This window comes from Allorhizobium ampelinum S4 (assembly GCF_000016285.1).
Classification (GTDB): Bacteria; Pseudomonadota; Alphaproteobacteria; order Rhizobiales; family Rhizobiaceae; genus Allorhizobium; species Allorhizobium ampelinum.
In genome coordinates this window covers 1,406,544-1,421,565 of record NC_011989.1, presented here as the reverse complement: position 1 = coordinate 1,421,565, position 15,022 = coordinate 1,406,544, and the positions used below count along the sequence as shown (strand labels likewise).

The following is a 15,022-nucleotide window of genomic DNA, read 5'->3' as shown; positions in this document are numbered from 1 at the left end:
CACATCCTCAACCTGAAGGCATTATCGAACATGGATTGAGCGCATGGACGGACCGGAACAGCCGACTGACGATTTCGAAACCCCGGAATTTTCCGGAACTGTGGCCTTCGGCGACCTGGAAAAAGTTCTTGGCTTTCATTTGCGGTTGGCCAATGTGGCGGTGTTCCAGGATTTTCAGGCGACCATGTCGGGGCTGGCTTTAACCCCGAAGCAATTTGCCGTGCTGGAATTGATCGACAACAATGCTGGAGCCAGCCAGATCGATTTTGCCCAAAGCCTGCGCATGGACAAGGCGACCATGATGGCGCTGATCAACAAGCTTGAAGGCCGGGGCGCCATCGAGCGCCGGCCCTCCCAGGTGGATCGCCGGCGCCAGGAACTCTTCGTAACCGAGGAAGGCCAGCGCGTTCTGGCAGCGGCGAAAGAGCTTCGCCATGGCCATGAAGCCCGTTTTACCGAGCGATTTTCGAAAGACGAGCTTGCCCAGCTGCTGTCTTTTCTGCGGCGCATCTATCAGGATGGTCGCGCCCTGCCCAAGCCATCCATGACGCCACAGACCTGATCATGATGGGTTTGATATTTCCCTCTGGCGCTGCTCGATTTTCTGTCGAGTGGCGTGCTGGTGCGTGCTGTCGATGGAAAACCGCCACATAAGAGCGATGGCGAAAAGCTTGAACAGGATCGGCAAGAAAGCATAAAGCGCCGACAAGACCGAAAGCGCCTGCCCGCTTTGGGCGCCGCCTTCCGGCTGGAAGCCTGCCAAAGCCAGTAGCGGAAAGACAATGCCGGAAGAGAGCGCCAATGCCAGCTTGGTGACGAAACTCCAGGCGGCGAAATAAAGCCCGGATCGCTGTTCTCCCGACGCCAGTGTGTCCTGATCGATCACATCGGCCTGAATGGCTGGCGGTAGCGCCAGATCAAAGCCGAGCAAGACGCCCGTCACCACGCAGATGCCGAGGAACAGCCAGGCGTCTCCCGGCCCCAGCAGGCCGGCCAAGGCAAAGATCGCGCAGCTGAGCAGCATGGCCCAGCACCAGGCCCTGTGCTTGCCCAGCCGCCGCGCCACGAAAACCGCAAGTGGCACGCCGGCGACCGCCGATAAGAAATAAGCAAACAGCAAAGGCCCTTGAAGCTCACGCGCCTCCAACCGCGCCGCGACGAAATAAAGAAACAGCGAAGCGGGGATGGCATTGGCCAGAGAATTCATCAAGAAGGCCATCGCCAGCCGCAGAAAGGCGCTATTGGCCAGCAGAAAGCCCGCTCCTGCCTTCAGAGAAAGCCGGGTTTTCGAAAAATCCACCGGTTCCGCCACGCGCCATACCGCAATGGCACCAAAGATTGGCAAGAGCACCGCCACCATAACAGCAATCGCATTCAGGTCCGGCTGGGCGCCTGCCGTGGATGCCTGCCCCAGGAAAGGCAGCGAGATGGCGAGCAGCGTGCCGAGTAGCGTCGTACCCTCACGCCAAGCCGAAAGCCTGACCCGGCCATCGTAGGAGGTCTCGAGTTCGGCACCCCAGGCGGTATAAGGCAGGCTTGTCCAGGTACTGCCGATCGACAGAAGACAGCCCCAAACCACCAGATGCGCAAGCCCTGCCCCTTCCGGTGGGTTGAACAGCATGAAAGCGGAGACCGCCGTCAGCGGCAAAGACAATAGAAAGAACAGACGGCGACGACCATACCGACCGGGAATCCGGTCCGCGAGCCAACCTATCAGCGGATCGGTTATCGCATCCAGACAGCGAATGGCCAGCAAAGCGGCCCCAATGGCCGACAGAGCAATACCGAACCGCCCGGCATAAACGGACGGAACGATGATATAGAGCGGCAAAGCAATGGCCGCCAAAGGCAGGGCCGGAAGCGCGTAAAATAGCAAAGTCAGGTTCGACAGCGGCTTCATGAAGTGTGCGATACTCTCGAACGGGCCATCTCCAATTTTCGGAACGATGCCCTGCGGTTACGGCAGCGCTCAGAACAGAACCGAACTTCCTCCCAGCAGCGCGCCCACTTTTTACGCCACGCGAAAGGCCTGTGACAGGCCACGCAGAGCTTGGTCGGGAGATCGGCTTTCTTCGTGACCACGGGCGCCTCTCTGATGGACCATTGGCAGCTCGTTTGCGGCAGCCATTTTGTATTGAACTCAATGCTATTTCGAAGCAGCGATCATCTTGGATCAGTGAAACGGCAACGAGATGCCTCCTTCCTGCAAAAAGACAAAAAACCCGGCTTGAGAGCCGGGTTTTCGGTAGAACTGGTATGTTTGCCGTTGGCAGGATCAGCTGTTAACAGCGTCCTTCAGGCCCTTGCCGGCCGTGAACTTCGGAACGTTACGGGCCGGAATATCAACTTCCGCGCCAGTCGAAGGATTGCGGCCCTTCGAGGCTTCGCGATGGGAAACCGTGAAGGCGCCAAAACCGGCGAGGCGAATGTCGCCACCATTCTTCAATTCCGCCTGGACGGTGTCAAAGACGGCGTCCACGGCGGAAGCTGCGTCGGCCTTGCTGAGACCGGCCTTATCGGCAACTGCGTTTACGAGTTCGGACTTGTTCATGTTTCCACCCTTTCTGTATGACATGAATATCAAAGCGGCGAAGATGCTAACGCATCCCCGCATCGAGGAACCGCGACCACCGCAAAGCGCCAAGCGCCCGAGAGGATCACAAAGCAATACCGACCGCCATTTTCGATGGCCTCCGGCATGACTCAAAAATTCCAAGTCGGGCGGACAATACTCATGCCCATGCCCGTCGCAAGCCAAAAGCACCGCAATCGCCTGAAAAACAAGGCTTCTGGTGATGTTTGCACAAAAAAGGCTGGCCCGAAGGCCAGCCTTTTCGAAGTTTTCCCGCCAATTGGGCAGGATCGTGGCAAAGACGGCTCAGTGCGCCACGGTTGCGCCTGAATCATCGACACCTTCAACAGTGCCGACGGCAGGCGTTTCCACCGTGCCATCCCACTCGATCGGCTCAGGTATGCGCACCAGCGCATGAGCAATCACCTCACCCATCCGGGCGACCGGGACGATCTCAAGATTGTTCTTCACATTGTCTGGAATATCCGCCAGATCCTTGGCGTTTTCTTCCGGGATCAGAACCTTCTTGATGCCACCGCGAAGAGCGGCCAGCAGCTTTTCCTTCAAGCCACCAATCGGCAAGACGCGACCGCGCAGGGTGATCTCACCTGTCATCGCTACGTCCTTGTTGACCGGAATGCCCGTCATGATCGAAACAATGGCGGTTGCCATTGCCACGCCAGCCGACGGACCGTCCTTAGGCGTCGCACCTTCCGGCACGTGGACGTGAATGTCCGACTTGTCGAAGCGCGGAGGCTCAATTCCGAAATCGACGGCGCGCGAGCGGACATAGGATGCCGCCGCCGAAATCGATTCCTTCATCACTTCCTTCAGATTGCCGGTCACCGTCATGCGGCCCTTACCCGGCATCATCACACCTTCAATGGTCAGCAATTCGCCGCCCACTTCCGTCCAGGCAAGACCGGTGACGATCCCAACCTGATCCTCGCCTTCGGCCTCACCATGACGATAGCGCGGCACACCGAGATAATCGTTGATGCTGGCCGCCGTGACGGCCACAGAGGTCGACTTGCCCTTGATGATCTCGGTCACAGCCTTGCGGGCGACCTTCATCAATTCACGCTCGAGACTGCGCACACCTGCCTCGCGGGTATATTGCTGGATGATCGAGACAATCGCATCATCCGCCAGCGAGAACTCTTCCGGGCGCAGCGCATGTTCCTTGATCGCCTTTGGCAGAAGATGCCGCTTGGCAATCTGGAGCTTTTCGTCCTCGGTGTAACCGGCAATACGGATGATTTCCATGCGGTCCATCAGCGGGCCGGGAATATTCAGCGTATTGGCTGTCGTGATGAACATCACGTTGGACAGATCGTATTCGACCTCCAGGTAATGGTCCATGAAGGTCGCGTTCTGTTCCGGATCCAGCACCTCAAGCAGAGCCGATGACGGATCGCCACGGAAATCCTGGCCCATCTTGTCGATTTCGTCGAGCAGGAATAGCGGGTTGGACCGTTTGGCCTTCTTCATCGACTGCACGACCTTGCCGGGCATGGAGCCAATGTAGGTCCGGCGGTGACCGCGGATCTCGGCCTCATCACGCACGCCGCCCAGCGCCATGCGGACATATTCACGTCCTGTGGCCTTGGCAATCGAGCGGGCGAGCGAGGTCTTGCCGACGCCCGGAGGACCGACGAGGCACAGGATTGGCCCCTTGAGCTTGGTGGCACGGGCCTGCACAGCCAGATATTCGACGATCCGTTCCTTGACCTTATCGAGACCGAAATGATCCTCGTCGAGGATTTTTTCAGCCGCGTTGAGGTCGATCCGCACCTTGGACTTCTTGTTCCAGGGCAGGCCGAGCAGCCAGTCGAGGTAGTTACGCACGACTGTGGCTTCCGCCGACATCGGGCTCATATGCTTGAGCTTTTTCAGCTCCGCATCAGCCTTGTCCTTGGCTTCCTTGGACAGCTTGGTCTTGGCAATGCGCTCTTCCAGTTCGGCCATCTCGTCGCGGCCTTCCTCGCCGTCGCCGAGTTCCTTCTGAATCGCCTTCATCTGCTCGTTCAGGTAATATTCGCGCTGGGTCTTTTCCATCTGGCGCTTGACGCGCGAGCGAATACGCTTCTCCACCTGGAGAACGGAAATTTCGCCCTCCATGAAGCCGAGCGCTTTTTCAAGCCGGGTCTTGATGCTCACCGTTTCCAGCATTTCCTGCTTTTCGGTGATCTTGATCGACAGATGTGAGGCAACCGTATCGGCCAGCTTCGAATAGTCTTCGATCTGACTGGCAGCCCCCACCACTTCCGGCGAGATCTTCTTGTTGAGCTTGACGTAATTTTCAAACTCCGACACCACCGACCGGCTCAGAGCCTCGACTTCCACCGGATCTTCGGCGGGTTCGGGCAACAGATCGGCATGGGCCTCGTAGAAGTCCTCACGTCCGGTATAGCCAGAGATCCGGGCGCGCGCCTTGCCCTCGATCAGCACCTTGACGGTGCCGTCAGGCAATTTCAAAAGCTGCAATACATTGGCGACAGTGCCAACCTCATAGATGGCATCTGCCGATGGATCGTCATCGCTTGCATTGATCTGGGTGGCCAGCATGATCTGCTTGTCAGAGCCCATGACTTCTTCGAGGGCACGAATAGACTTCTCGCGCCCTACGAAGAGCGGCACGATCATGTGCGGGAACACCACGATGTCACGCAGCGGCAATACCGGATAGGTATTGGTTTCGCCGGTGACAGAGGTCACTTTAGTCATTCCAGTTCCTTTCATCGTCCCGTTGCCGGGACCCAAATCCGCGCTCAAAAGCCGCGGGGGACATGGTCCTGTCTCACCGGTTAAAGTGGAGACCCAAGAGCTAAAATTCAAGCCTTTGTGCCCTGTGCCACCACCGTGGCGCAACAGCTTGAGGCCTGTTGCATGATTCCGGCTCAGACCCATCAGGGTCGAGCCCATCATGCTGAAACACAATACAAACGGTTGATTGACGCGACAGCAAGCAACAACAAAACGCACCGGCGCTGCCCGACCACGGCGACCGAAGCCGCCCTACCCTGATGCGCACGCCAGGCATTCCAGCATCCGAAGAGATCAAACACTCGCCTGGGGCAAACCTGCCTTCGACCGAATCTGTCACATCGCGCGAAGCACCTTGTAATAGTCATAAACTATTCAAAAACGCCCTGCAAACGACTTAGAGTTTGGCATGGAAAAGTGGGACCCGGTTTTCCCGAAAAGACAACCGATGAGAAACGTAGATCAAAGCACCTAAACGCCCCCCACCCCGAAGAAACGCCGAAGCCCGCACGCGGCGGGCTTCAAAGCTGTTCAGAGATTGCGGAGGTTCACGCCGAAGCGTTGGCCTTTTCTTCCTGGCGATCCGCATAGATGTAGAGCGGACGGGCGGCACCGCGCACCACTTCATCGGAAATCACCACTTCGCGCACGCCTTCAAGCTCAGGCAGTTCGAACATCGTGTCGAGCAGGATCTTTTCCATGATCGAGCGCAGGCCGCGAGCGCCGGTCTTGCGGGTAATCGCCTTGCGGGCGATTTCGCGTAGCGCGTCCTCGTGGAAGGACAATTCAACGTCCTCCATTTCGAACAGGCGCTGATACTGCTTGACCAGGGCATTCTTTGGCTCGGACAGGATCTGGATCAGCGCGTCCTCGTCCAGGTCTTCCAGCGTCGCCAGAACCGGCAGACGACCGATGAATTCCGGGATCAGGCCGAACTTGACCAGATCTTCCGGTTCCAGTTCGCGCAGCACTTCGCCGACGCGACGATCTTCCGGCGACACAACCGTCGCACCGAAGCCGATCGAGGTCTTTTCGCCACGAGCCGAGATGATCTTGTCCAGACCGGCAAAAGCACCACCGCAGATGAACAGGATATTGGTCGTATCCACCTGCAGGAATTCCTGCTGCGGATGCTTGCGACCGCCCTGGGGAGGAACCGAAGCCACAGTGCCTTCCATGATCTTCAGCAGCGCCTGCTGTACGCCTTCGCCAGACACGTCGCGGGTAATCGACGGGTTGTCGGACTTGCGGCTGATCTTGTCGACTTCGTCGATATAGACGATGCCGCGCTGGGCGCGCTCGACATTGTAATCGGCCGATTGCAGCAGCTTCAGGATGATGTTTTCAACGTCTTCACCGACATAGCCGGCTTCTGTCAGCGTTGTCGCATCCGCCATGGTGAAGGGCACATCGATGATGCGCGCCAGAGTCTGGGCAAGATAGGTCTTGCCGCAACCGGTTGGCCCGACCAGCAGGATGTTTGACTTCGCCAACTCCACATCGCCACCCTTGGAGGCATGCGAGAGGCGCTTGTAATGATTGTGGACAGCAACGGACAGGATCTTCTTGGCCTGTCTCTGGCCGATCACATATTCGTCGAGGATCTTGATGATGTCCTGCGGTGTCGGCACGCCATCGCGCGACTTGACCATCGAACTCTTGTTTTCCTCGCGGATGATATCCATGCAGAGTTCGACGCATTCATCGCAGATGAAAACCGTCGGGCCGGCAATCAGTTTCCGGACCTCGTGCTGGCTCTTGCCGCAGAACGAACAATACAGGGTATTCTTCGAGTCACCGCCGTTGCTTCCGCTGACCTTGCTCATAACTTTTTCCTTCCAGCACGCCGCACCGCCATTTACCGGCTCGCGGTCTAGTCATGTCGCCCGATACCGCACGCCCGGCCATCCGGGCGAAATTCGGTTCAGAGGTACTATTCAGCTCTCAAAAGTCACATTCATGAGCTGACGGCAACGAGAACCTCTGAGAATATTCAGGCTATGTCATAAAAGCTCAACATAGCCTTAATAACTATTAGCGCTTTCGGCGGCAGTTTAAACCCCCTGGATGGATCCGGCCTTGCGTTTCCATCGAAAGCCCACCGCCAAAAGACATCAAGAAGGCGTTACCCCTTCGATTTCGGAGCGCGTCGTCAGGATCTTGTCGATCAGACCCCAATCCTTGGCTTCCGTGGATTCCATGAAGTGGTCGCGGTCAAGCGTGTGCTCGACTTCTTCCAGCGTGCGGCCAGTGTGCTTGACATAAACCTCGTTCAAGCGACGCTTCATCTTGATGATGTCGCGGGCATGACGTTCGATGTCGGAGGCCTGACCCTGGAAACCGCCGGACGGCTGATGCACCATGATGCGGGCGTTGGGGGTCGCAAAGCGCATGCCCTTTTCGCCGGCCGCCAGAAGCAGCGACCCCATCGAGGCGGCCTGGCCGACGCACAGCGTCGAGACGGCCGGACGGATGAACTGCATCGTATCGTAGATCGCCATGCCAGCAGTCACGACACCGCCGGGAGAATTGATGTAGATCGCGATTTCCTTCTTCGGATTTTCCGCTTCCAGAAACAGCAACTGGGCGCAGACAAGCGACGCCATATGATCCTCGACCGGTCCGGTCAGGAAAATGATACGCTCCTTCAACAGACGCGAGTAGATGTCGTAGGACCGTTCGCCGCGATTGGTCTGCTCCACAACCATAGGCACCAGAGCCATGGCGGTATCAACTGGATTTCTCATGTCCGTCCTTTTCAACCCATTCCCGAAGCCTGTCAGGCCCGATGCCGATCCGGGCTGAGGGAATCAATTCAAATGCTGTCAATCCCTACATAGAGTGTTCGCCCCCAACACTTCAAGACGCGAGCACACGATATCCTTAATCGCTTGCATGGATTGGTTCTCGCATTCTCGCTGTTTTACCGAAAGCGACCCGTGGGCGGCGGCTTGCCCAGCCAAGCCATACACAGAAAATCGGCAACATGGTGAATAGGGCGTGATAGGTCCAATCGGAATTTGCAACCAAAAGAAAAAATCGATTATGATCGCCGAGAGACCATCCCGGCTTTCGTTCGGAAGCATAAAACCAGAATGTGACGAGGGCCGACCGCCTTGCTCGACATCAAGACAGCTTTTTTGATGTGGGGGACCCAGGCAATCACGCTGGCGGTCCTGCTGATCACCATATGGCTGCGCGCGCCACGGCATCGCTATTATGGTTACATGGCCATCGGGTTTGCCTGTCACGGCATTGGCGCAATGCTGATCGCGCTTCGCAACGACCTGCCGCCGCCTGTGGCAATTTACGGCGGCAATGCCATTGTGCTGTGCGGCTTCTGTTTCTGGATCTGCGCGTTGCGGCTGTTTGACGGGCGCAAACCCGGCTGGTGGATCGCGGCACCGCTGCTGCTCTGGGGCCTCGTCCTGATCCATCCGATCATACGGGACACCTACGCCTATCGTCTGGCGACCCATCAATTTGCCAGCATGCTTTGTTTCGTGATGCTCGCGGTCACGGCCATGACGTCACGCATGACAGCACGGAAATATCGTCGGATGCTCGCGGCCTTGTGGAGCCTGCAAGCGCTGTCATGTGCGGTGATCGGTTCCGCCAGCCTGATCGGCATGCCGGAAGGCCAGCACGAGGTTGCCCTCAGCGATTATATCGGCCTGTTCGTCATTGTCTGCCTGGTGTCGGCCATGGTGCTTCTGGCCCGAATCGTCATGGACCGGAACGAACGGGAACTGAAGCAATTGTCGCGCACCGATCCCCTCACCGGCGCGCTGAACCGGCGTGGTCTGATCGAAACCGTAGGCGAGCTGAAACACACGGTCGCCAGAGACCGGCTTCTGGCACTTCTGGTGTTCGATCTCGATTATTTCAAACATATCAATGATACATTCGGCCATCAGGCGGGCGATACTGTCTTGTCCAGCTTTGCGCAGATGACAGGTGGCGCGCTTGGCAATGACGCGATTTTCGCCCGCTCCGGCGGCGAGGAATTCTGCGCCGTCATGGCTGTTGCGGACCTGCGCCAAGCTGCCGGTGTTGCCGAGCGGATCCGCTACATGATTGCCTCAACACCGATCACCACAGAACAGGGCGTTGTCAGGCTGACCACCAGCATTGGCCTCTCAGCGGCCACTGTCGAGGCCTTCGACTTCGATACAGCCATGCGTCAGGCCGATCATGGCCTCTATACGGCCAAGGCAGATGGCCGTAACAGAACTGCCGTGGCACGCGGGGAAACCGTTTTTTGCCTGACGCCCAACGAGGAACGCGGCACACCGGCGGCAATCGACAATGAAGCAGACCGTCAGGTCGCAGCCCTGCGCCGTCTCAGCCAGCGTTCGACACAGCAACATCTCGAGTGAGGAGGCTGTTTCAGCCTCGTCAAGAAAGCATCCACGAACCGATCATGCCGCACTCCTCGTTTTTCTCCGTCGATCCCCACCAGAGATCGGTCAGTCTCGACACGGGTCATCCCGGTTTTTTCGAAGCTCCGAATGCGGTCTATGCCATGCTGCATGCCCAGGCGCCGACATTTTTCTGGCGTGAACAGCAGCAATGGTTTTTCACCGGTTACGATCTGGTCAATGGTTTGTTGCGCGACAAGCGGTTCGGTCGGCAGATCCTTCAGATCGCCAGCCGTGAAGAGCTGGGCTGGCCGGAGCCTGCCGCCCATACGAGAGCCTTCGATGCTGCCGAGGCCTGGTCACTGCTGGAACTGGAGCCCCCGGAACATACGCGGCTGCGCACGCTGGTTAACCGCGCGTTCGTGTCCCGCCATGTCGAGAAAATGACGCCGGATATTCTCGCGCTCGCCAACAGCTTGATCGATGATTTCGAAGCGCAAGGCAAAACGGAATTGCTGTCTTCCTTCGCCGAAATCATTCCGGTGACAATGATTGCCAGGATGATCGGCATTCCCGACGAGATGGGGCCGCAATTGCTGGCCTGGAGCCATGATTATGTCGGCATGTATGTGTTCAACCGCACCCGCGCCCATGAGGATGCCGCCGAGCGCGCGGCCCGGGAGTTTTCCGATTATCTGCGCGGTGTCATTGCCGAGCGCCGCAGCGAGCCGCGTGACGACCTGCTCAGCCACATGATCCATACCGAGCATAAGGGCCAGTATCTCACCGATGACGAGCTGATCTCAACGACCGTGGTCCTGCTCAATGCGGGACATGAAGCGACCGTCCACCAGATCGGCAATGCAGTGCGGATCATTCTCGAAAGCGGCTTGGACCCAACAGGGTTGTTTGGCGATACAGCCGCCACCGAGCGGACGGTCGAGGAATGTCTGCGGATCTGCGCGCCGGTGCATATTTTTCAGCGCTATTGCCTGGAGCCTTGCGAGATCGATGGCGTCTCCTTCAGCCAAGGCGATAAGATCGGCCTGATCTTGGCCGCCGCCAATCTCGACCCACGCAAATTTCCAGATCCACTGGCCTTCAAGCCGCAGCGCAATGACGGTGCCAATCTTTCTTTCGGCGCCGGCATTCATTTCTGCATCGGTGCGCCACTCGCCCGGCTGGAACTGTCACTGGTGCTGCCGCTGCTGTTCCAGCGCCTGCCAGGTCTGGCGCTGGCAGGCACCCCAAAAGTCAAGGATCTCTATCATTTCCACGGGTTGGAAAAGCTCGATCTCGTCTGGTAACGGCAGCCGCCTCAAAACCGAACGACGTAATCCTTCGTCGTGGTTTCCACCACTTCCCAAAGTCCCGTGAAGCCGGGCCGCAGAATCATCCTGTCACCCTTGCGCAGATGCATCGGCTCACCACCGTCTTCCGTGACGATAGAATAGCCTTCCAAAACGGAAAAATATTCCCATTCGTCGTAGACGATCCGCCACGTGCCAGGTGTGGATTGCCAGACACCGGCATAGAGCCCTTGACCGGGCTCATCGATACTCCAGGTCAGGAAGCGCGGATCTCCAGCGACCAGCCTGTCCGGGGCGGGAGCGCCCTCTTCCGGTTGAACGGCGGACAAATCGAAGCGAAGCGATGTGATCATGATCTCTGTCTCGCACATCCATTAAATGGGGTTCATCAATGCCATCAATTGTCGGCAATGCTGATTTGATTGCAGAATAGACTTGGCTGCGCCAAATGTCTCCACCAAGACAGCGATTTCCGTATCTGTACGGCAGCAAGCTGCATGATTTCCGTCTACAGCCATAACCCGTTTAAAGACTCATGCAGCAGCAGAGATCCAGATTGGTGTTTTCACCGTTGTAGTCGATACGCTCTTGTCTAACGGACTGGTGCGAACAACATTCAAGGCCTTGACCAAATCAAGTCGCTACATGCTGCGACATCCGATCGTGACAGTTAAGAAGCCGGAAACAACAGCACGGAACAGGTCGCGTTGCCCGTCTACACCCCGAAAGAATAGAATTGATGTTTCATCTGATTTTTGGACTTCCCTGGCTGGTCGTCGCCATCCGCTTCATCCAGCCCTTGCCCTGGATCTGGTCGGCGAAGGTGGCGCTGGCAGTTCTCCTGTTGATCGCCTCGCAATATCATTTCTTCAGCCGCCTCTCGTCCGGTTCGGTGTTTTCGCCCGAGTTCCCGCGCCCGCTGATCATCGCGTTCAATCTCCTGTTTGGCGCGATCATCCTGCTCGCCGTGTTCCAGATCGTGCTGGACGTTATTTCCCTTGTGATCATGCTGTTCAAGGGCAATTTCCCGTCGATTCCGGCCAGTCTGCGATATGCCCTTGGAGGCGTAGCGCTGTGCCTTTCCGCATACGCGGTCAGCCAGGCAATCCGGGTGCCGCCGTTAAAGGACATCGAAATTCCAATTGCAGGACTACCACCGGCATTTGACGGCTACCGCATCGTGCAACTGACCGATCTCCACATCAGCCGCCTGTTCCCCGCCCGCTGGACCGAGGAGGTCGTATCGAAAACCAACGGGCTCGATGCCGACCTCATCGTCATCACCGGAGACTTTATCGACGGTGACGTTGCCAGCCGGCAGGATGATGTCGCACCGCTTGCAAACTTGCGGGCGCGCGACGGCGTCTACGCCATTCCTGGCAACCACGAATACTTCTTCAATTTCCAGGGCTGGATGGCCCATCTCGCGACCTTGAAGATGAACATGCTCTCGAACGCCCATGCTGTGATCACAAAAGGCGATGCAAAACTCGCCTTGGCAGGCGTCACGGATCGCTCCGCCGCCGCGCACGGCGCACCAGCCCCGGACCTCGCAGCGGCGCTCCAGGGGACGCCTGCAGATGCGCCGATCATTCTCCTCGACCATCAGCCGATGTCGGCAGCCAAGGCGGCCGCGTCAGGGATAGCTCTTCAACTGTCGGGTCATACGCATGGCGGCATGGTTCTGGGCCTTGACCGGCTGGTCGCCCGTGCCAATAACGGCTTTGTTTCAGGCCGCTACGGCATCGGTGGCATGACGCTCTATGTGAACAATGGGACAGCGCTCTGGCCCGGCTTTGCACTCCGGCTCGGCGTGCCGTCAGAACTGACGAGGATTACCCTGAAAGCGAAGGCGCCTGGCGGGATTTAGAGCATTTCAGCTTTTCCACGGAAACGCTGAAATGCTCTGAAAGCACCCATCGTCAGCAAGCCCCATCAGAGTTTTGACAAGGCCTGATGAAGATCGGCGATGATATCGTCGGGGTCCTCGATGCCGATGGACAGGCGCACGACCTCCGGCCCGGCACCGGCCGCCACCTGCTGCTCCGGGGTTAATTGGGCGTGGGTGGTCGAGGCAGGATGAATGACCAGCGAGCGGGTATCGCCGATATTGGCAAGATGGGAAAACAGCTGCAATCCTTCCACCAGCGTCTTGCCCGCCTCATAGCCGCCTTTCAGCCCGAAGGTGAAAACGGCGCCAGCGCCTCTCGGCGCGTAGCGCTGTTGCAGCGCATGGTTCGGATCGTCAGGCAGGCCCGCATAATGCACCCAGGAGACTTTGGCATGGGCCTTCAGCCAGTGGGCGACCTTGAGGGCGTTGTCGCAGTGGCGCTGCATGCGCAGCGGCAAGGTTTCGATGCCTGTCAGGATGAGGAAGGCATTCATCGGCGCAATCGCCGGTCCCAGGTCACGCAGACCGAGCACCCGGCAGGCAATGGCAAATGCCATATTGCCGAAGGCGTCATGCAGAACCACATCGCCATATTCGCTGCGCGGCTGCGACAGGCTCGGAAACTTGTCCGATTGCGACCAGTCGAACGTGCCGCCATCGACGATCACGCCGCCCATGGAATTGCCATGGCCGCCGAGAAATTTGGTGGCGGAATGCACGACGATATCGGCACCGTATTCCAGAGGCCGGACCAGATAAGGGCTGGCCATGGTATTATCGACGATCAGCGGTAGGCCGTGGCGTCGTGCAACATCGGCAATCGCGGCAATATCGACGAATGTACCACCGGGATTGGCAAGGCTTTCGATGAAGATCGCCTTGGTTCGCTCGTCGATCTGCGCCTCAAAGCTTGCCGGATTGTCGGTATCGGCCCAGCGCACCTGCCAGCCGAAATTCTGGAAGGCGTGACCGAACTGGTTGATCGATCCGCCATAGAGCTTTTTGGCGGCAACAAAATTATCCCCCGGCTGCATCAGAGTATGGAAGACTAGCATCTGCGCGGCATGTCCCGATGCCACCGCCAATGCCGCCGTGCCACCTTCCAGAGCAGCCACCCGCTCTTCCAGCACGCCCTGGGTCGGGTTCATGATCCTTGTATAGATATTGCCGAATTGCTTGAGGCCGAACAGGGCGGCGGCGTGATCGGTATTTTCAAACACAAAGGCCGTCGTCTGGTAGATCGGCGTCGTACGTGCGCCGGTCGCCGGGTCCGGCTGCGCACCGGCATGTACGGCCAGCGTCGCAAAGCCCGGATTGTTGTTTGCCATGGTTATCCTCCCTGAAATATTGCGGCAGAGCATTACACCGATGCCGATGAAACGCTACCTCATGCCCTGTTTGAACGTCCTGGCTTTTTTGGACAATTGCACAATCGTTTGATGCCTATAGATCTCTTATCCGATCAGCCTAATGCCTGTCCGGCTCCAGTGTCCCTTGAAAAATTCTCGGATATTCGATGGCCGGGCAGCGGTTCATCACCACCTTGATCCCGGCTGCTTCGGCGCGGGCGGCGGCTTGGTCGTCGCGCACGCCAAGCTGAGCCCAGATCACCTTCGGCAAATGCTTGAGTCCCAAGGCTTCATCCACCACTGCGGGCAGATATTCGGAGGCGCGGAACACATCGATCATATCGACGGGCTCGGGAATGTCCCCAAGCGACGCAAAAACAGTCTGCCTCAGAATGTCCTTTCCCGCCTGCCCCGGATTGACCGGAATAACGCGGTAGCCATGGTTCAGCAGAAAATGCATGACCCCATGGCTTGGCCGCGCCGGATTGGGCGAAGCCCCGGTCAGAGCAATGATCTTGACCGTTTCCAGAATGGTCCTGAGATAATCGCTCTCATAAACGTCATGCTGCATGTCATTCTCCCCAAGACGCTACTGCATGAGTAGCTCCTGTGATCCTTTGGAACTGCGCCCTGTCTTGATCGTAAGCGAAAGCGCCCCAGTTAAGAAGAGGATATACAGCACGTCACCCGAAAGTGTGCGGCGGTTTTGAGAAAAAGACATGCGAAAACAAAAACCTATAACATGTCGGGTGAATCCGGAATCACGCGACATG

General features: G+C 57.8%; 13 protein-coding genes. 4 read left to right on the top strand and 9 right to left on the bottom strand.

What is annotated here, in order from left to right:
* Positions 1-43 precede the first annotated feature (43 nt).
* On the top strand, positions 44-562 hold the full coding sequence (locus AVI_RS06640) for a MarR family winged helix-turn-helix transcriptional regulator (RefSeq protein WP_015915643.1): 519 nt from the start codon (positions 44-46) through the stop codon (positions 560-562).
* Here the strand turns inward: AVI_RS06640 and AVI_RS06635 are convergent, their stop codons facing one another.
* The 6 genes from AVI_RS06635 to clpP form a co-directional block, all read right to left on the bottom strand.
* Positions 563-1,900: an MFS transporter gene (locus AVI_RS06635; protein WP_015915642.1), complete on the bottom strand. Its 1,338-nt coding sequence runs from the start codon at positions 1,898-1,900 to the stop codon at positions 563-565. It lies immediately after the preceding gene.
* Positions 1,897-2,082 carry a DUF2256 domain-containing protein gene (locus AVI_RS29520; protein WP_080516965.1) on the bottom strand — a complete coding sequence of 62 codons (186 nt, stop codon included), beginning with the start codon at positions 2,080-2,082 and terminating at the stop codon, positions 1,897-1,899. The genes AVI_RS06635 and AVI_RS29520 overlap by 4 nt, the downstream gene beginning before the upstream one ends.
* A 193-nt stretch (positions 2,083-2,275) precedes the next feature.
* Positions 2,276-2,575, bottom strand: coding sequence for a DNA-binding protein HupB (gene hupB / locus AVI_RS06630; protein ID WP_470207171.1), 300 nt, complete (start codon positions 2,573-2,575; stop codon positions 2,276-2,278).
* A 303-nt stretch (positions 2,576-2,878) separates the two neighbouring features.
* Positions 2,879-5,299, bottom strand: a complete 2,421-nt coding sequence (gene lon, locus AVI_RS06625) for an endopeptidase La (protein WP_041696436.1) — start codon at positions 5,297-5,299, stop codon at positions 2,879-2,881.
* Between the two features lie 587 nt (positions 5,300-5,886).
* On the bottom strand, positions 5,887-7,164 hold the full coding sequence (clpX, locus tag AVI_RS06620) for an ATP-dependent Clp protease ATP-binding subunit ClpX (protein WP_015915639.1): 1,278 nt from the start codon (positions 7,162-7,164) through the stop codon (positions 5,887-5,889).
* Positions 7,165-7,452: 288 nt separating this feature from the next.
* Complete coding sequence (clpP, locus tag AVI_RS06615; protein WP_015915638.1) at positions 7,453-8,085, bottom strand: ATP-dependent Clp endopeptidase proteolytic subunit ClpP; 633 nt, start codon at positions 8,083-8,085, stop codon at positions 7,453-7,455.
* A 396-nt stretch (positions 8,086-8,481) separates the two neighbouring features.
* On the opposite strand from clpP, the gene AVI_RS06610 reads away from it, so the two are divergent.
* Entirely contained in the window at positions 8,482-9,717 is a 1,236-nt protein-coding gene (locus AVI_RS06610; protein ID WP_049777154.1) for a GGDEF domain-containing protein, read from the top strand.
* Positions 9,718-9,761: 44 nt separating this feature from the next.
* Positions 9,762-11,006 carry a cytochrome P450 gene (locus AVI_RS06605; RefSeq protein ID WP_015915636.1) on the top strand — a complete coding sequence of 415 codons (1,245 nt, stop codon included), beginning with the start codon at positions 9,762-9,764 and terminating at the stop codon, positions 11,004-11,006.
* A gap of 11 nt (positions 11,007-11,017) precedes the next feature.
* On the opposite strand, the gene AVI_RS06600 is transcribed toward AVI_RS06605, so the two are convergent.
* The gene (locus AVI_RS06600; protein ID WP_015915635.1) at positions 11,018-11,362 is read right to left on the bottom strand and encodes a cupin domain-containing protein; all 345 of its coding nucleotides are present in this window, start codon (positions 11,360-11,362) and stop codon (positions 11,018-11,020) included.
* Positions 11,363-11,748: 386 nt separating this feature from the next.
* Between AVI_RS06600 and AVI_RS06595 the strand changes: the two genes are divergently transcribed.
* Positions 11,749-12,879, top strand: a complete 1,131-nt coding sequence (locus tag AVI_RS06595; protein WP_015915634.1) for a metallophosphoesterase — start codon at positions 11,749-11,751, stop codon at positions 12,877-12,879.
* 65 nt (positions 12,880-12,944) lie between these two features.
* Here the strand turns inward: AVI_RS06595 and AVI_RS06590 are convergent, their stop codons facing one another.
* Together AVI_RS06590 and AVI_RS06585 are read right to left on the bottom strand one after the other, a co-directional pair.
* Positions 12,945-14,228 carry an O-acetylhomoserine aminocarboxypropyltransferase gene (locus tag AVI_RS06590; RefSeq protein ID WP_015915633.1) on the bottom strand — a complete coding sequence of 428 codons (1,284 nt, stop codon included), beginning with the start codon at positions 14,226-14,228 and terminating at the stop codon, positions 12,945-12,947.
* Positions 14,229-14,367: 139 nt separating this feature from the next.
* Positions 14,368-14,820: a CoA-binding protein gene (locus tag AVI_RS06585; RefSeq protein WP_015915632.1), complete on the bottom strand. Its 453-nt coding sequence runs from the start codon at positions 14,818-14,820 to the stop codon at positions 14,368-14,370.
* Positions 14,821-15,022 lie beyond the last annotated feature (202 nt).